This window comes from Bradyrhizobium sp. in8p8, assembly GCF_000426845.1.
GTDB lineage: Bacteria > Pseudomonadota > Alphaproteobacteria > Rhizobiales > Xanthobacteraceae > Bradyrhizobium > Bradyrhizobium japonicum_C.
Window position 1 is genome coordinate 69,506 of the sequence record NZ_AUGD01000021.1, and the last position, 17,492, is coordinate 86,997.

Sequence of the window (17,492 nt, forward strand, 5' to 3'; positions counted from 1 at the left end):
CTCAGGCAACCACTTCGGCGTGCGACTGCCGGCGCTCGTTCAGGAAGTCGCCGAGGGGCATCGGTCGGCCGATGAGATAGCCCTGCGCGAAATCGACTCCGGCGAGAGACAGCTGGCGCAGCTGCTCGTGTGTTTCGACGCCCTCGGCCGTTACCGAGATATCCAAACCTCGCGCCAACACAATCGTTGAGGCAACAATCGCCGAGCTTTCGCGCTGACTGGCCATACCTTGCACGAAGGACTTGTCGATCTTGATCCGGTCAAATGGATGAAGCGTCAGGTACCTGCTCGAAGAATACCCCGTCCCGAAATCATCTAGAACGATCGAGACCCCAATATTCCTCAGCTGGCGCAAGGTCTGGAGATGTTCGGGCTGATTGTCCAGCAGTACCGATTCGGTGATTTCCAATTCAAGACGTGCGGGGCTAAGCGCGGTTTCCACCAACGTACAGAGCACCACGTCGAACAGGTTGCCGCAGTTGATCTGATGTACCGACAGATTGATCGCAATCTTCAGGTCCTCGGGCCAGGCCGCAGCATCCCTGCAGCCTTGCTGCAAGACCCATTCCCCAAGCGGAACAATCAAGCCCGTTTCTTCGGCCAGCGGGATGAATTGATCCGGCGAGAGCACGCCGCGCTCAGGATGGTTCCAGCGAATGAGCGCCTCGGCACCCGTTACCCTGTGAGTCTTCAGGTCAAGAACGGGCTGGTAGTAGAGCTCGAACTCCTCCCGCTCGATTGCACGACTTAGTTCGCCCTCGAGCCGTTTTTGGTGCTCGACGATCTCCGTCATTTCAGCGTCGTAGATCCGAAAATCGTTTCGCCCTCCCTCCTTGACCGCATAGAGAGCCAGATCCGCCTTCTTCATCAGTTCCGCCCCATCGCGGCCTTGCTCGGGACACAGCGCTATGCCGATGCTCGTTCCGACGCTTGCGATATGGCCATCGAGCTCAAACGGCCTGCCGATCGCGTCAATGATCCGCAAGGCGAGCGAGATGGCCGGCTCATGAACTGCACTATCGAGCTTCTGAATGATCGCGAATTCGTCACCGCCGAGACGCGCCACGATGTCGTGTTCGCGAACTTCAGATCTCAGGCGGGCCGCCACATCCTTGAGCAACTGATCCCCTGCCGCATGGCCCAAAGTATCGTTGACCGCCTTGAAGCGATCGAGATCGAGCAGGAAAATGGCAGTATTCCCGATGGCGCCGGACTCGGCAGTGATCCGTTCAAGTTCGCTGATGAAACGAGCGCGATTCGGCAGGCCGGTGAGTGGGTCGTGGGCGGCAAGGTAGGCAACCTTTTTCTCGCTCTGCCGTCGTTCGGTAATATCCTCATGAGAAGTGAGCCAACCACCGTCCGGGAGAACGCTGCGCGAAATCGATACCGTGCGACCATCAGCCAGGTCTTGGATTTCACGAACCTTCTTGACGTTGGTGGCGCGGTAGACATCGGGCGCAATCGCGAAACTCGTTCCTTGCCTTTTTCGGCTCTCGAGGATCTCCTGCAACGTGGTGCCGGGCTTGATCTCCTCTGGCGTGAGCTTGTAGATTTCTCCATAGCGCGCGTTGGCTACGATGACCCGCTGGTTGGCATCGAACAGGCAAATGCCCTGATTGATATTGGCGAGCGCCAGCTCAAGTTGCGATGACTTTCGAAGTACCTCATCCTGACTTTCGCGCAGGGCGGCTTCTGCCGTCTTCCGCGACGTGATATCGATCCGGATCGCTAAGTAGCGAACTGGCTTGCCGTCTGGACCCAGCTGCGGGACGATGGTCGTATCAACCCAATAGAGCGAACCACTCTTGGTCTTGTTGCAGACCTCGCCACGCCAGACCCCACCGCGCGCGATTTGACGGTACATCGCGCCAAAAAAGTCGGCAGGGTGAACGCCGGAATTGAGAATGCGATGGTCGTTTCCAATCAACTCCTCGCGGCTATAGCCGCTGATATGACAGAATACCTCGTTCGCGTAGGTGATACGTCCTTTCACGTCCGTGATGGCCAAAATCACGGCTTGATCGATGGCGCAACGTTGCGCAATCAACTCCTGCCTGACCTCGTCGAGACGTTCCTTGGCGTGATGTTGCTCCGTGATGTCATGATGCACGGAAACCCAGCCTCCACCCGGCATCGGTTCATGGTTGACTGCAATCACCCGGCCGTCGCGTAGCTTATTGACGACGTTGAATGATTGGGGCCTCTTACTTTCCTCAAGAGTGGCGGAGACGTAGGCTTCGGCATCTTCGGGACATTGACCCGCCGCGACACGAGCCTCGAGAATGGAACGCAACGTTGTGCCAGGCGCGCTCTGCTTGGCCGTCAGGCCATACATCTCGCCATACCGCCGATTACAGACAATCAAGTGCTGATCGGCATCAAACATGCAAAGCCCATGCGCCATGTTTTCCAACGCCGTATTGAATTGCACATTGGTCTGTTCAAGCACGTGCCGGGAACGCTCAAGCGCGACCATTGTTGAGGTGAGGCGCCTTTGCCGTACGACACTGAAGCCGATCACGACGAGCACGAACGCAGTCAGCGCTAAACCGACCTGGCGGTATTGGCTGATCTTGATTGCCGCTGGACCAAGAATATCCTGTCTCGCCAGGCCGACAATCACGATTAGCGGCAACCCCTCGACCGCGCGATAAGAAATGAGCCTGGGAACGCCATCCATTCGAACGGCGATATCAGGTGAGGTCCAGTAACTGCCTGCAGGGGATTGCCGATAGAGCTTAAATATCCTTGCTCCAGTGATCGAACGGCCAGTCAACCCCTCCGCATCGTGGCCGCGGCTGCTGCGGGCGCGAATGATCCCGTCAAAGCCGACGAGCGCAATCGTCCCGGAGTGGCCGACATCGATCGAGTTGTAGAATTTCTCGATCTGCGAGATATCGAGCGAGGCGAAGATAACGCCGTTGAACGACCCATCTGGCGCTCTTAGCTTCCGCGCCAACCGAACTGTCGTCTTCCCCGACACACGCCCCAAGGCCGGCGGACTGATGAAAAGCTCGTCTGTCTTTGCCCCAGCAAGATAATGAAAATGATCGCTATCGCGCAGATCGATCGGCGGGCCATTCGGCGCCAGGCTCGACATCTCCATCATTCCATCACGTCCGATAACCACGAATCGGCTGATGAGACCGCTTTGCAGTTTGGCGCGATCGACCCAGTGCATCAGATTAAAGCTGCGAGGGTCGTGCTCATAGGAATCGCGCATAGCGAGGAGCGCGCTATCTGTTCCTTTGATAACTTGTAAAATGTAGGCTTCAAAAACGCGGGTCAGGCTGCTCCCCTGCCGTAACCCAGCCTCATAGGCGCGCTCATGCTCGGCGTTTGAGAGAAAGACGACTCCAGCCCAAATGAGGCCGATCATCGCGACTCCGAGGGCCGCCGTCGTCTGGGCAAACGCACGGAGCCATCCGAAAATGGCGTAAGGCCTCGATTCGGATGACTCGCAGACGGCTTGCCGTTGAGGCGCCCGACCGATTGGTCCTTCGTCTAGTAGACCAAAACGGAGATGGCGTTGCGTCTTCACCATCGGATTTGGCGCCTGGATTCGATCGGGTCGATCTGGTCGTCGCTCATCCGACTGGCCGTCACATGCACCACCTCCCAAGCAAGCCCTTCCATGACGCCCCCCCAACGGGGGACACCGTGCACGGCACAAATGGAGATCGCGTTACGAATTCTAGTTAGTTTCGAGTTTCGAAGGCTTCATCGTCGTGGATATCAAGCAATCGAGATTAATAACTTAGATTATTCTCAATCAAGTGTCGAAGGCTCCGTCACGCTGTATCACGAGCCGATCGGCGTCCCCGTGTCAGACGCCGATGGTTACGAGGTCCTCGGACCAGGATTCGCCTCCAGTTCGGGGGACCTCGTTCAATTTCGGATATTGTTGAAGCGAGCGGAACCACACGTCCCCGGCTCCGGAGCTGACCGGCTGGGCCAGCCTCATATCAGCGGCCAATCATCCTCTTGATGAGGAGGCTGCGCATAGCGGCCTTGCCGACTTGCTGTCCAAGGGAAAGTCGTCACGTTGTCTTCGGTCCGAAATGGCATAGACTCTGTTGTTTGGTCCGCCTCCATCAACCGAGGGTGGGCACCCGTACCTGATACCATGGCCGCTCGGTTCGATGATCCGATCATGGTACCGGGCGGAAATATGCTGCGCAGTGCTGGCGACATCTCGGCCGTGCTGGAGATCATGCAGAAGCGGCCGGAATGGGAGGCGGTGGGCGGCGGCGATCGAGGCCTGCTGCCGGTCGCCACGCGCAACGGCCCGGCCAAGAGTTAGGAGGCACCAGGGATGCAGACTCAATCTACGATCACCTGTCCCGTTTGCGGCCGCGCCTCGGTTGAGACGATGCCCGCCGATGCCTGCCAGTTCTTCTACGACTGCAAGGCGTGCGGCGCTCGTTTGAAGCCCAAGCCTGGGGACTGCTGTGTATTCTGCTCTTACGGCTCGGCCCCATGCCCGCCGATCCAGCAAAGCGGTCGGTGCGGCGCGCGATAGGCGCTCCGCTTAAGGAGCATTTCGGGCCTCCGTATTTCTTCTAGGTCCCTTTTTTCAGGCCTGCTTTAGGTTTTCCATGCTAAATGGCAGGCGACCGCAGCGAACAATTACCGGGTCGTCTCGGCTGTTCGGAGCGTGAGGCCCGGACCCCCAGCCCCGTCGGGGCCTCGGTCGCCTCCGCCAACCTGGAATTCTACAAAACTCTTCAGCTCAGCGTCAGGCTACAATTCCATGGAAGAGCATCGAGCCGCGCCACGTCACCGCATCTTCAAGGCCGGGACCATCGAGTTCGGCGGCGGCGCCATCGACTGCACCGTCAAGAACATATCCGAGATCGGTGCGGCGCTAGAGGTCGTGTCGCCACTTTACATCCCGGATCGATTCACCCTTTTCGTACCGAAAGACCATCTCAAGAGACGTTGCCGCATCATTTGGCGAAGAGAGAAACGCATCGGGGTTAGGTTCGAGTAAGGCAGCTTGCAGCGATGAAGCGGAAGCGGTCGTCGCCTGCGAGTATGGCGGGGGCCTGCGCCAGCGCGATCGGCGCCGCCGGTCCTCGCCCCAAAGCAGCCCTCCAGAAGGAGCAGCAACGTGGTAATCGCGAAGCCAAGAAGCCGAAGAAGGAAAAAACTAAGGTGATCGCCGCGGCCCCGAGCCGCAAGGAAGCCGCTTGGCAGCCGGATTTCGGACCCGCAAAGAAGAAGTAGCGAGGGAGCCGATACCGGACAGGCAACGCAAGGTCCGAGGCGACTTAGACGCGTGAATCGCCCCTCTGGCTGGCCGCCTTGGATGTCGCCAGTTGAGCCTTGGTGGATGCCAGGGCCAGACTCGGCAGATCTCGGCTTTGAACCAACCCGTCTCCGACGCATTTAGTCCCTGCCCGAGGCATCTCGCCACGAGTGACCTGCTCCCCTGAAACGCCCCGATTTTGAGTTAGGGTTCTGTTCTCCACCGAGGAGACGGACGATGCGTAAAGGCAGGTTCACGGAAGAGCAGATTATCAAGGTGCTGAAGGAACACGCTGCCGGGATGTCGGCGAGCGATCTGTGCCGGAAACACGGCATCAGCGATGCGACGTTCTATAAGTGGCGGTCGCGCTACGGCGGGATGGAGATCTCCGACGCCCGCAAGCTGAAGGCCCTTGAGGAAGAGAACCGCAAGCTCAAGAAGCTGCTGGCGGAGACGATGCTGGATGCATCGACGCTGAAGGAGATGCTCGGAAAAAACTTCTGACGCCCGGCTTGCGGAGACGTGCTGTGACCTGGGCGATCGATCAGAAGGGCTACTCGCAACGGCGGGCTTGCAAGCTGGTTGGCCTGCAGCCGAAAACCTACCGCTATGCCTCGACACGGCCTGACGATAGCGCGTTGCGGGCCCGGCTGAAGGAATTGGCTTCGCAGCGCCGCCGCTTCGGCTACCGTCGCCTGGGGCTGCTATTGGCTCGGCAAGGGATCCGGATCAATCGGAAGAAGCTGTATCGGCTTTACAAGGAGGAGCGACTGACCGTGCGTAAACGTGGTGGCCGCAAACGGGCGCTGGGCACCCGGGCGCCGATGACGATCCCGCAGGATCAGAACCTGCGCTGGTCACTCGACTTCGTGATGGACACGCTCTCCAGCGGCCGGCGCTTCCGCGTTCTGACCTTGGTCGACGACTTCAGCCGAGAGTGCCTGACCCTGGTCGCCGATACATCGCTCACCAGCCTGCGTGTCGTGCGCGAGCTCGACCGCGTCATCGAGACCCGCGGCTGCCCGCGCATGATCGTCAGCGACAATGGCACCGAGTTCACATCAAACGCGATATTGGCCTGGCAAGAGGAACTCGGGATTGAGTGGCACTACATCGCGCCCGGCAAGCCGGTGCAGAACGGGTTTGTCGAGAGCTTCAACGGCCGACTGCGTGATGAGTGTCTGAACGAGCACCTGTTCGCAAATCTCAACGAGGCTCGCCAGCTCATCGAGGAATGGAGGATCGACTACAACACCAACCGACCGCACACGAGCCTCAACGGGCTCACACCGACCGAGTTCGCAACCCGCCCCAACAGGGGCCAAACCCAGAACAGAATCTACTTATAAACGGGGGCAAATTGGGGAGCAGGTCACCAGCACCGCCTTTAGATACTTCTCGAGCGCATGCACCGCGAGCCAAAGGAAGTCGGTGTTCAGTCGGTTATTGGCACACCAGCGGGCGGTGACATAGTTCTCGTCCGCGGTCCGCACAAACAGCTCGCGGGCGAGGTTGTTCTTTGAGGCCTCGACGCTCACGGACGCGCCTCGCCCAGAAGGGTGCGCAAGTTGTTGAGAACGGCGCCTTCCATCGCCTCGACGGGGACGCCTCGCAGTGCGGCAAGTTCAGCTACGGTTTGGGCCACGTCGCGTGGTCGCGTGGGGCGTCCCTCCACCTCCACAAACGGACCGTCCGTTTCGGTCAGCAGACGATCTGCAGGTAAGCCGGCGACAAGCTGACGATGTTTCGGCAACCGGAGCATTTCGCCGTTCACGGAGAAATAGCAGCCCAACGCGACGGCCCGGCGCGCTTCGGCGGCCGTTCCGGTGAACCAGTGCAAGACAACACGACTCCGATCCGGCGGCAACTCGCGCTCGACATGGCCGAGTACCTTTCCGACCGCACGCACGCTATGCACCGTGAGCACCTTGCCTCCTTGATCGGCGCAGGCTCGCAAGATTCGTACGAAAACACGTTCCTGGGCTGGAAAGCTTCGGTAGAAGCGAGGTCCTGCATCCAAGCCGATCTCGCCGACGTAACGAGCGTCTCGGAGATAGTGCTTGAGGAGCGGCAGCTCGCTTTCGCGTTCGCCGACGAGCTGGGGATGGAGGCCGAGAGCCACGCGCACGTGGTCCGATCGCGCTGCCAGCTCGCGGTTGCGAAGCCATGCCTTGGGCGTGGTGGTAACCGCAAGCGTTGCCACGCGCTCACGGTCACATTCGGCAATCAGCGCCGCGTGATCTCTGTAGAGGTCGAGATGGCAGTGGAAGTCGACCCAGCGGGCAGGCCGGTTCGGAGAAGTTGTCATTGCGGTCGCGCCCGTACGCCCTGCAGCAATCGGTCGACCTCTTGCAGTCCTGCGACATAGACGGCCTCATAGTCCTTCAGCCGATCCGGATGATCAACTAGGGGGCCTGGGCGATGGATGTCGAAACGGGCCCGATCCGGCCTTCGCGCCAGACGTGATAGCATGAGCTGGAAGGAGCGGACATGCTCTCCCTCGGCTTTTCTTGTGTCGAGCACTCGCGCGTGCAGATCAGCGATCCGATAAGGCGTGTCGTCGACGCCCCAGGCTTCCAGGATCGCCGCGCGCCTGATCAGGCATGGGACGCAACGGCCACAATGCTTGGGATCGCGCTGGCTCGGGTCCGGATCGTAGCGACGGCTGGCGGGCGAGGAACAGGACATCGTGTTCCGAGCCTCCTTGCGAAGGAACGCGAGGTCCGCGCAGGCCATCGCCATCTGGCCCTTGGTCTGGAAGGCGTAGGGATTCTCGAGGCGCACCCGGAGACCGAGCCCCTTCAGTAGCTCGTCAAAGCGCGCCATGTAGAAGGGATGGGTCGTGCGGGTACTGAGCGCGCCGAGCCTTAAGGGATCGAGCGGCACGTTCAGCGAGATCAGACCGTTCTCCGGCACGCACACGACCATGTCGCCGCCGACAGCGTCTGCGGCCAGCACCGCAAGCGCAAAAAACAGGAACGAGCGGCCGCGGAGGGTGTCCTCGACCGAATCGGCCTCGACAATGTCCGTCGGAAAGCCGACCCGTGCCCTTACGTGGTGCACGGTCGTACCGGCGAATCGTTTCTTGAGAACCTCCGCACAATAGGCCTGATGCTTGCTCGTGATACCATCCCAGTAGTGGCTCACGAGCATTGGGACCTGCCCGGATGCGAGGAGATCGATGGCGCCGATGAAACTATCGAGGCCACCCGAGAAGAGGCTGACGATGGTCGGAGTCGCCGTGCGCAGCTTGGTGGGAGCGGACGCGAGCTCGCCGATCGTCGCTATCCTGGGGCGGAAGTAGATCTGCCAACGATCGCCGGTCAGGAAATTCAGCGTCGTGCGGATCAGCGGTGCAAGACTCGTCCAAAGGTCAGGGTTGCGGACCGGCACATTGAGCTCGATCTCGCGGGTCCACGCATCGACTGCATCGTTCTCCCGCGAGATGCGCGTGTCGGCGGCCGTAACGGCCGCGGCCAGCATGGCAAGGTCGACGGCGGTTTCGCTAGGCCTGAGGCCAAGCGCGCGGAGCTGGTCGAGAGCCTGCCCCAGGCCGAATCCCGGTCGATGGTCGCCGTCGACAAAGTTGATTTCCGTCGAAAACGTGTCGGCGCGCGTCGGAGCGACAGCGACGGTATCTGCGGGCCCCAATCGGCCGATGATCGTATGATGCCTCATGCTGCGGCTTCTCCGGCTGCGGCAACGAGCTCGAAGCCCGTTTCATAGATCTGGTCAACGACCGCCTGGACGTCCCGATCGGAGAGCCGGTCCAAATTGTCCAATTTGCCGGCGAGTTCACCGCGCGTCGCGCCGGTTACGAAATCATGGAGCTGGACCTGCGCGTTCTCCACGGCGGCAACGTCGTCGGGAAGTGTGATCCCGCGAGAACCAAGGTCGGCCATAACCCGCCCCTCGATTGAGCGAGCGATAAAATCGAGGAAGAAGTCCTGCATCTGCTGGGGCGTCAGCGTGTCAAAGCTCGCGACACCGGCCTCCGCCATATCTCCGATCGACTCCAGCATCGCCTGGCGTGCGATGGCCTCGTCGACGGCACCTCCGGGGGGACAGACGAATTCCATCAGCGCGACGAAGACGTCTGCGGCGGGAGCTCCGGCTAAGGCGGCGAGATCCAGGCGGCGAAGCGTTTCCGTCGGGCCGACCGTCTGGAAATCCCGCACGATGCCGAGAAGGCCTCCGGCGGTTGTACGCGACGCCCCCATCCGCCGGGCCGCGCGGCGGGCATTGCCGGTCCCCTTGCGGACGTAGTCGGAGAGAGCGCTGCCAAGCGAGCCGCGACTGCCGGTGCGGGCAAAGCGCGTAAAATTGCTGCGCGCCCCGCTAAATTCGCCAGCGCCACTGTCCGGCCGCGGCGGCGAACCGCCGAGAGGGGAGGCGGGCATTGTCGGGACCGCGGGCGACGGAGGTTGTGACGTCGGCGTTCCAGGCGCGCCGGGAGCGGCAGGGACGGCCGGCTGGACCGAGGGAGGTCGCGGCCGGACTGGGGGCGGGGGATCATCGACGAATGATGGGACCAAGCCGTTGGCCGGTCCGCCGTAGCCCTTGGAGGTCCCCATCTACTTGGCCTTCGGGAGTTTCAGAATGCCCTGCGCGGTCTTCTGGAGGGGCACGTTCTCAGCTTGCTCGGCCCAGGTTTGCAGGACGGACCGGTACTCGGCTGCGATGCCGGTGTCGGCGAAGCAACTGCCCCAGCTCGAAGCAGCCCACGCACCAGCCTTCGCCGCGGGCAGCTCGCGGACGAACTCGAGCAGGTGGCGCTGTAGCGCTGGATGGGCTTCTACGAGGCGGACGAGGCCGTCGACACCTTTCGGCTTCCCCTTGAATTCGTCTTCCTGGAGAATGCGTCCCCGGATCGCCTCGAAGACTTCCTCCGGTTCGGGCCCGGTAAGTTTCGCGATCTCGGCCACTGCGCCCCGTACCATGAGCTGCGGACCCATCAGCTTCTCCACCAGCCCCTCGAGGTGGCTGGCGGCGGCAAGCCCTCCCAACGAGCTGCGCTTGTCCCGCGTGACGAACACGTAGGGGCGAAGATCGATGCCCGCGAGCGGTGGGTCGATCGCGGCCCAGCCCGTCGCCCATTCGTTCTTTTCCCATTCGGTTGCTTCCGGCGGAAGCGACGGCAGCTCGGCCGCCACCTTGCGCGCGCCCTTGCCCGATGGCTTCTCGTCTTCTTCCATTGCCGCAGGCCTTCGCATGAACTGCTCAAAGGCGCGAACTGCCTCCGGGGAGCCATCGGGATGGTTGGCCGCAAGTCTTGCGATCTGCTCGTAGAAGTCCGGATAGAAGCGTTCCGCCAGCATGATCTTGGCGAGCACCGGCCGCTGGATCTCGGCGCCGAAGCCGCGCTCCTGGGCGATGCCGTGACGCAGCATCATCGAGTTGAGGAAGCGCTTGATCTGGCGTGGGTTGCCCCTTGTGCCCTCGCTAAGGATCTTGGTGACGTGCGCGCTGATGACCAGTGCCTGTTCGACCTCCGGCGGCACCGGTCCTTGCATGGCCGCTTCGACGGTGCGGCGATCCAGGCCCCGGCTCTTCCAGGGACGTTTCATATCCTCGCGAGCCGCGGCGAGCAGCCGCAGGAAACGCGGGTCCGCCGAGCCGAGCGCGTTCTCGGCGAGCAGCAGCGTGACATAGACCCGCGTCTCGGCCGCGCCAAGCGCGGGGATCCGGAATGGGACCTGGATCAGCTTCTCGAGGTAATTCCGCGCGTAGCTGATCGGGCCCGAGCTCGGCGGCAGGTCCGGGAAGTGCTCCCGCACCGCATATTCGATCATGAGCTCGTCGGCTCCGATCACAAAGGCCGTGCGCTCGACGAAGAGGAACAGCCGGATCGCCTCCAGTGTCGCGATTGCCGTTTTCGGCAGACAACGATCGAGGTCGTCCACGATGACGACGAGTTGGTCGATATCGGCTGCATCGAGCAACTCTTTGAATTCTTTGCGGAACGCATGGATGTGTTCTGGCAGACTGTCGCTCTCCTCCGGCGCCTCCTTGATGAACTCGCCGGCCTTGTTCGCAACGCTCTTCAGGTCCTCGATCGAGATATGCTCCTGCGGCTTGGACAGGAACGAGGTGGCGAGGTCATAGAGCCCCTTGGCCTGGTCGAATGTCGGGATCCCGGTCGCCGCGGTGAAGGCGAAGCCGCCGGCCTGACGTGCCAGTTTCAGCCAGTCGACGCGCTTGAGCACCTTCTTGGCGGCATCGGCGACCTTCGTCGAGGCAGGGCGGGCGCGGCGCAACTCGTCGACAATGGTTTCGATGACGACGGTCTTCGCATCCTCGAAGCCCTCGAACGTCCAGCCGTTGAACCACAGGCAGAGCACCCGGCCGTCCTCGGCGAAGGCGCCTTCCAGCATTTTGAGAACGCTTGATTTGCCAGCACCCCAGTCGCCGTGCACGCCGATCGTCACTGGGGCATCTGGCGTTTTCCGGATAAGACTGACGACGGTCTTGGCGATCGCCTCGTAATACAGCAGATCGGTTGCCGTCTCCTGGTCATTCAAGAACACATCAATACTCCGGTTCTAGGTGGCTGGTTCGTTCGCGCAGGTTGCACGGTTTTACACCAGCTCGCCGCAATGAGAACGAAATATGAACAGATTAATCTAACTTTACGGACTTGACGAACTTAACGGAAGTCCTCATTTTGTCTATGAAAGGTGCCCGCGTTTCAGGACAGGAGCTGCCCGCCATGGCAAAGGCGAAGAAATCAGCACAAGGAAAGACCGCGACACGGGTTCGCAAGCCCAAGGCGCTGCTGACCATGTCCTTTATGACAGACTTGAAGGGACTGCTATCTAGGCCTGTCCGGGACATTAAGGTCAATGCATCCAGCAGCGCCGCCAAGGCGATGGCCATGAAACCGAAATACGTCCGCCTGCTGATCGAGCGTTACGGCGAAGCCCTCGAAAAGAGCAGCAAAGAGGGACATCCCTTCAGCTTCCGCGTCAACGTCGATCCAACCGGCAACGCTGTCGCCGCGCCCGTCGAGCAGGTGACCTCCAAAGAAAATGTCGAAATAGATGAGGAAAACAGCGCCGAGCTTGATCAGGCGTTGGCTGCAGCGCGGGACCGAGGCCGGATCAGAGCTGCGGAGATCCTGTCTGGCAAAGACATGCGCAGTGCCGACGAACTTGCCGAGTTGCTGCACACAACGCGCGTAACGATCAACACTAAGCGACAAAACGGACAACTTCTCGGGTTGGACGGCGCCAAACGCGGCTTCCGCTTCCCGGTTTGGCAACTCGATCGCAATGGAAAACCCTATCCCGAGTTGCCGGCCTTGCGGGAACGGCTTGGCGGTCCCTGGGCCATCTTCCGTTTTCTTGTGCAGCGTCACGATGAACTTGACGGCCTGACGGGTCGCGAGGTCCTAGAGCGGGGGCAGGGCGAAGCCTTGCTCGCGGCAGCAGAGAGCGTCGGACGAGGAGATTTTCGCTAGGTGGCAGCCAAGGACCCACCGGCGACCTCGGCGAAGTCGCGACTTGAGCTCCACACCGTGACTGCGGGTGCGAGATTCGGCCGAATCTATCTTGGACGTTATCGGGATCCGCTCGGATACGGTAAATCACCCAGCCGCTTCAGCGACCCGCGACGGCGCGTCGACGCCAACCGTTTCGGCGTATTGTACCTCGGCGATACGCTGAAAGTGTGCTTCCTTGAGGCCGTCCTGCGCGACCGCCACGACGGTTCGGACGGGTCGTTGCTCCTCGGCGAGGATGAGCTCCAGGAGAGGAACTATGCGGAGATCGAAGTCGCCTCGGCCCTAAATATGGTCGACCTACGGAACGATTGCGCTGTCCGGATGGGTGTTCCAACCGATGTTGCTCGTGCTTCGTCGCAAGCGCTAGCGCGGAAATGGTCCCTCGCTTGGCACGAACATCCGTCCCAGCCAGACGGAATCATTTATCCCTCGCGGCTAAACGGGCAAACCAACCTCGCCGTGTATCACCGAGCGTTACCGAAGCTGCGGGCCATTGGCGTCCGCCGTCTGATCCGCGCGACGGGTTTGGCTACAGTCCTCAACGAATTGCTGGTCGAATTGGCATCCCCTGATCCGGCTGAGTGATCGCCAAGTGCCACGCGGGCCCTGGTGGCGTAAGGCTGCTGGCTCACTTTTGTTGAGCGCGAATTTGATGTTCTTAATGTGCGCTTTTGAACCTATTCGTTGGGGCAAGGCTGCCAAATACACATCGCCTGCTGCGGAGAAGCTGTATCCAGGGTGCGGAGCGCAAGTTACCTGCTCCGGAGCCGATGGTGACCTGAGGCCTGGCCTCTGGAGCCAAACTCCGGCTTGTTCATGGTCTGTCGATAAAGAACGTCTTCCCTCCCGGTTGCAAGTCGACTCGATGCAACTACATTCCCTGCGGGTAGTGCGGCCCGTTACGGGCGCCAGGTCGAAGCCGCGATAAAACGGGGGGAAATTATGTACTTCTCGGAAGCCGCCTTGGCGAATCTAGCGGACGGCTACGCAGCCTTGGACGAAAAGCTCAACAAGCTGGTCGAAGGCTACGTCCTGTTGAACTTGCAAAAGCCGAGAGCCCGGGAATTCGCCTCGCAAGGTTTTCCCCGGCGCGTGAAGACGATGGCGCGTTGCATCAAGAACGTCTTTGCGCTCATCCCGCCCGAGCGCCAGGAGCTCCCCTCGATCGACGAGCTTTCGGACGCCACCATCAATATCCAGAGCTTCATTTTCAACACCTTCGGGGCAATCGACAACCTGGCGTGGACATGGGTCTCTGAGAAGGGGCAGAATCGCAACGATGGCACCTCGATCCCGGATACGCATGTGGGATTAGGGCCAAAGAACATCAGTGTCCGCCAGCTCCTGCCGGCGGCGTTGCAGGCGTACCTTGCGACGCTGGATGAATGGATGGAGTATCTCGCAAGCCTCCGGCATGCCCTTGCGCATCGCATCCCGCTCTATATCCCGCCTTATGTGATCGAGGATGCGGACGCAGCCGCCTATGACGAGCTCGCGAAGAAGATGAGCGCGGCGATCAAGGCGCTCGATTTTGCAGCCTATGATACCCTCTCGGCCGAGCAGCTGAAGCTTGGCCGATTTCAACCCTGGATCAGTCAGTCGTTCGCCGAAGGCGCCAAGCCCGTGGTGTTTCACCCGCAGCTTCTGGCGGACTTCAACACGGTCGATGAGGTGGGCCACAAGGTGCTGGCGGAGCTCGGCGGCGCATGACCGGCCCCAAGGGATCACATCAGCCGATCAGCGGCTCCATCCCACTTGCGTTTTCGCAGCGCAAGCGCCTTTGGGTGTACAGCAGCCTTTGGCTGAACCATGTCGATTGCCCGTACGCAAGCTTAAGCGTGCAAACCCTCGGCTATGCCGAGCGGTTGCTTCTGGAGATGGAAGCGAAGCTGGCTGCGTTGGCACTTGATGGGAAAGTGAAGAAGGAACGCGACCTCCTGCTATCCGAATGCTCAGCACATTCGGTGCTGTGGGTCTTTGGGCTGTACGAGATCTTGCGGACACTTCGCGAGTCCGGCGCGTCCCAGTTCGCGGGGTTGCAGCAACTGTTTCAGAAACTGGAGATCCTGCGGATGCCTCTTGCGAAGCACGAGGCCAAGAGCGTCAAGGGCGTGCCGTCGCCGTCGCCGTCGCACTATCCAACGGGTTGCTGGGATGTGGAGACCGGCCAGGTAGGCTGGCAGGTCTTCAATCCTCGCCTCGGCACAATGGAGATTTTATCGCGCACGCCGCTCGCGAATGAGTTTCTGTTCATTGCGGCGGTGCCGCCCGAACACATGCCGCCTTTTCCGATTGGCGGCCCGCTGGGTGAGCTTGACAGCTGATAGCGCGGGCGATGCGAGGGATCGATCGAATGGAAGGGAGTGCGGTGGATAGCGAGGAAGACAAGGAGGATTCTTACGCGCTGCCTGCGGAGCAGGCGGATACGGATCGCGCCCTTCGCCAGCTTTTCGGCACGGCCATAGCCAACCGCTACGTCGACTTTTGCCGCCTTTGCAGTGGGCGCCTTCCCCTGAAGGTTTCGCGCCCCCTCGCGGGTCACGCCCTGCGGGAACTGGATTCGCTCATTCGGGGCGTCCTCGCGGCATCGATGGATGCGCTGGCGCAGGAGGACGAACAGCACGCCAAGAAACGCGCAGAGGCGCTGCGTGCTCTGAAAGACATGAAGTTCGATGAGGAGACGCGCCAGCGCGCTGAAAAAGCCCTCAAGCCGCAGTTCAACCACCGCACGCAGATCGAAAAGATTGTGAAGCAGCTTGGCCTCGCTCCGAACGGGGACATTTCCAAGCTTTGGATCGAGCTGACCAAGGCCCATGGACGCGTGCACGAACGTTCATTTCATGAACGCTTGGAGGTCGATGAAACGTTTCGCACGGAGTTTGCCCGAAAGTTTGACACCGTCATTCGCGCGGTCGTCACCCAGCTGGAAGACCGGTACACCGCGTTGACGCTCCGGGCCAAGGAAATCGCCGCGATGCGTCCGGCGGAGGGTGTGAAGCTGTTCCGGCGCGAGATTCCGGGAGCGCTGCCCCTTCTACGGTATTTCTACGATAACCTGTCGGAAGACTGGCTACCTTTCCTCGAAAAGGAAGGCCTGCTCGGCGAGCCGCTGCCAGATGATCAATTGGCGGATGTGTCGCAGCTCCGGGCCTGGCCGGCCGGGCGATATCTCGTCCGCATGGCCTCATCGACGAATGAAGAAACCCGAACGATCGTGGCGCGCGCGCTCCGGGCGGTGGGATCGTCTACCCATCCGGACGTCAAGCATGCCGGGCTGGATGCGGTGGCAGCGTTACCGGTGCCGGAAGCAGCAGCGATGGTCGATGTCGTGGAAGGCTGGTTGACGCCGGAATTTGCGCCGGTCTCGGCGTCGCCGCACACCCTTTTGAAGCGGTTTGCCGAAGGCGGTCAAATGTCGGCTGCGCTTCGGGTGACGGCGGCGCTCTTCCGGATCAGCCGCCGGGATGGTTGTCATTCGGCATGCAAAATTGACCCCCCGTATTGCCGCATCTGCGAATGTTACCGTGATGGCGCCATTGGTGATGACGATCCGATGTCGATTAATCGGTCGCGCCAGATCACTTTCCCGGCTTGCTCGACGAGAGGGGCTGTGGTCGGGTCGGGCCCTACATAGCCCGAGCCGTCCACAACCCCGGGCATTGGGGCAGCGGTCGTGGCGTCGTCGAGCGGGCCCTGGGCGACCAACCGTTCGGCAGCTCTCCGTCTGAGCGCCCTCAGCAGAAGTTGCACAATTGAATGCTGTCTCTTTACTCCTTGGGGTATTTCTCACTCAGCCGGCCGACAATTGCGAGCGCCGTCAGCTGCGGCTGCTCTGCGACCCAGGCTTCGATCGCGGCAAGATGCGGGTCGAGCTTGGACGGCATGCGAACTCTGGTCTTATAAGGCCGACGAGTTCGCCGGTGCGTGGCACGCGGCTCGCCGACCGTCACCGTCTTGCCGAGCGTCTTCGCGAAGGTCGCCGCGGTCGCTGGCGGGGCGCTAGTGTGAGCCGGTTGCAGGCCGCGCGCCTGTCCGGCACGACGATCGACGCGATTGCCTAGTTCCTCTTGGGTTGCGCGAATCTCCGCCAACAGTGCGACCGGATCGAGCGAGCGATACTGATCGCGTAGCCGTTTCTTCACGGCCGCGGTCACCTTGGGATGCGCCAAGGCACGCTCATAGGGCGTCGATGGGAGATGATAGCGCTTGATCACTTTGGCCCCTTCGCGACGCTTCTCCTTCAGCTTGAACGACGGCTGGAAGAAGTTGACGTAGAGCCGTGCCGCCGCATAGAGGCGGCCCATCATACGCGCCGTCTCGACGCCATCGAAGCGGCCATAGCCCATGAGGCGGCGGACGACCGCACCATTCTTCTGCTCGACAAACGCCTGATCGTTCTTCTTATAGGCGCGCGAGCGAGTGACTTCGAGCCTTCTGTTCGCGACACCATGGCACGACGACATCGTTCATGAAGGCGCTATCGTTGTCGAAGTCCACGCCGCGCAATAGCCAGGGGAACAGCCTCTGTGCGCGGTTGATCGCCTCGACGACGAGCGAACCTTCCCGCGTCAGTAACGGCAGGCACTCCGTCCAGCCGGTGGCGACATCGACCATTGTGAGGGTTTGGATGAACGAGCCAGCCACCGACGTGCCGCCATGGGCGACCATGTCGACCTCGCAGAAGCCGGGCACCGGGCTGTTCCAGTCATTGAACGTGCGGATCGGGACCTCGCGCCGGAT

At 61.1% G+C, this 17,492-nt stretch carries 17 protein-coding genes and 1 pseudogene; 10 read left to right on the top strand and 8 right to left on the bottom strand.

Annotation, left to right across the window (positions count from 1 at the left end; genetic code table 11):
• Nucleotide 1: 1 nt before the first annotated feature.
• On the bottom strand, nucleotides 2-3,379 hold the full coding sequence (locus K408_RS41495; protein WP_196232432.1) for an EAL domain-containing protein: 3,378 nt from the start codon (nucleotides 3,377-3,379) through the stop codon (nucleotides 2-4).
• A gap of 792 nt (nucleotides 3,380-4,171) precedes the next feature.
• Between K408_RS41495 and K408_RS44015 the strand changes: the two genes are divergently transcribed.
• From K408_RS44015 to K408_RS0132380, 5 genes are all read left to right on the top strand, one after another.
• Entirely contained in the window at nucleotides 4,172-4,303 is a 132-nt protein-coding gene (locus tag K408_RS44015; RefSeq protein ID WP_283805291.1) for a hypothetical protein, read from the top strand.
• Between the two features lie 12 nt (nucleotides 4,304-4,315).
• Entirely contained in the window at nucleotides 4,316-4,522 is a 207-nt protein-coding gene (locus tag K408_RS43715) for a GDCCVxC domain-containing (seleno)protein (RefSeq protein ID WP_080654968.1), read from the top strand.
• Between the two features lie 231 nt (nucleotides 4,523-4,753).
• Nucleotides 4,754-4,993, top strand: coding sequence for a PilZ domain-containing protein (locus tag K408_RS0132365; protein WP_024342609.1), 240 nt, complete (start codon nucleotides 4,754-4,756; stop codon nucleotides 4,991-4,993).
• A 14-nt stretch (nucleotides 4,994-5,007) separates the two neighbouring features.
• Nucleotides 5,008-5,229 carry a hypothetical protein gene (locus tag K408_RS39400; protein WP_245265950.1) on the top strand — a complete coding sequence of 74 codons (222 nt, stop codon included), beginning with the start codon at nucleotides 5,008-5,010 and terminating at the stop codon, nucleotides 5,227-5,229.
• Nucleotides 5,230-5,488: 259 nt separating this feature from the next.
• Nucleotides 5,489-6,600, top strand: a protein-coding gene (locus K408_RS0132380) for an IS3 family transposase (protein WP_155248742.1) whose coding sequence is annotated in 2 segments (ribosomal slippage) — nucleotides 5,489-5,744 and nucleotides 5,744-6,600 — 1,113 coding nt in all. Because the reading frame shifts where the segments join, the coding sequence is not laid out codon by codon here.
• Here K408_RS0132380 and K408_RS0132385 read toward each other — a convergent pair.
• From K408_RS0132385 to qatA, 5 genes are read right to left on the bottom strand one after another with little or no spacing between them, the layout of a single operon-like run.
• Nucleotides 6,595-6,789 carry a hypothetical protein gene (locus tag K408_RS0132385; protein WP_024342605.1) on the bottom strand — a complete coding sequence of 65 codons (195 nt, stop codon included), beginning with the start codon at nucleotides 6,787-6,789 and terminating at the stop codon, nucleotides 6,595-6,597. The two genes, K408_RS0132380 and K408_RS0132385, sit on opposite strands and share 6 nt — an antisense overlap.
• Entirely contained in the window at nucleotides 6,786-7,559 is a 774-nt protein-coding gene (gene qatD / locus K408_RS0132390; protein ID WP_024342604.1) for a Qat anti-phage system TatD family nuclease QatD, read from the bottom strand. Before qatD ends, K408_RS0132385 begins: the two co-directional genes overlap by 4 nt.
• Nucleotides 7,556-8,929: a Qat anti-phage system QueC-like protein QatC gene (qatC, locus tag K408_RS0132395; protein ID WP_024342603.1), complete on the bottom strand. Its 1,374-nt coding sequence runs from the start codon at nucleotides 8,927-8,929 to the stop codon at nucleotides 7,556-7,558. The genes qatD and qatC overlap by 4 nt, the downstream gene beginning before the upstream one ends.
• Nucleotides 8,926-9,825 carry a Qat anti-phage system associated protein QatB gene (gene qatB, locus K408_RS44190; RefSeq protein WP_349509777.1) on the bottom strand — a complete coding sequence of 300 codons (900 nt, stop codon included), beginning with the start codon at nucleotides 9,823-9,825 and terminating at the stop codon, nucleotides 8,926-8,928. Before qatB ends, qatC begins: the two co-directional genes overlap by 4 nt.
• On the bottom strand, nucleotides 9,826-11,778 hold the full coding sequence (gene qatA / locus K408_RS0132405) for a Qat anti-phage system ATPase QatA (protein ID WP_024342601.1): 1,953 nt from the start codon (nucleotides 11,776-11,778) through the stop codon (nucleotides 9,826-9,828).
• Nucleotides 11,779-12,041: 263 nt separating this feature from the next.
• Here qatA and K408_RS0132410 point away from each other — a divergent pair, with 263 nt between their 5' ends.
• From K408_RS0132410 to K408_RS40505, 5 genes are all read left to right on the top strand, one after another.
• Complete coding sequence (locus K408_RS0132410; protein ID WP_051160759.1) at nucleotides 12,042-12,710, top strand: hypothetical protein; 669 nt, start codon at nucleotides 12,042-12,044, stop codon at nucleotides 12,708-12,710.
• Entirely contained in the window at nucleotides 12,711-13,337 is a 627-nt protein-coding gene (locus tag K408_RS0132415) for an RES family NAD+ phosphorylase (protein ID WP_024342599.1), read from the top strand.
• Nucleotides 13,338-13,715: 378 nt separating this feature from the next.
• Nucleotides 13,716-14,462, top strand: a complete 747-nt coding sequence (locus tag K408_RS0132420) for a hypothetical protein (protein WP_155248741.1) — start codon at nucleotides 13,716-13,718, stop codon at nucleotides 14,460-14,462.
• Nucleotides 14,459-15,076 carry a hypothetical protein gene (locus K408_RS0132425; RefSeq protein ID WP_024342597.1) on the top strand — a complete coding sequence of 206 codons (618 nt, stop codon included), beginning with the start codon at nucleotides 14,459-14,461 and terminating at the stop codon, nucleotides 15,074-15,076. Before K408_RS0132420 ends, K408_RS0132425 begins: the two co-directional genes overlap by 4 nt.
• Nucleotides 15,077-15,105: 29 nt before the next feature.
• Nucleotides 15,106-16,386 (top strand): hypothetical protein, encoded by a 1,281-nt coding sequence (locus tag K408_RS40505; RefSeq protein ID WP_028146099.1) that lies wholly within the window; start codon nucleotides 15,106-15,108, stop codon nucleotides 16,384-16,386.
• 133 nt (nucleotides 16,387-16,519) lie between these two features.
• Here the strand turns inward: K408_RS40505 and K408_RS40510 are convergent, their stop codons facing one another.
• Both K408_RS40510 and K408_RS42975 read right to left on the bottom strand, forming a co-directional pair.
• Nucleotides 16,520-17,215, bottom strand: a complete 696-nt coding sequence (locus K408_RS40510; protein WP_155248740.1) for a hypothetical protein — start codon at nucleotides 17,213-17,215, stop codon at nucleotides 16,520-16,522.
• Nucleotides 17,154-17,492: pseudogene (locus K408_RS42975) on the bottom strand (transposase); the annotation flags it as partial. The pseudogene K408_RS42975 and the gene K408_RS40510, both read right to left, overlap by 62 nt.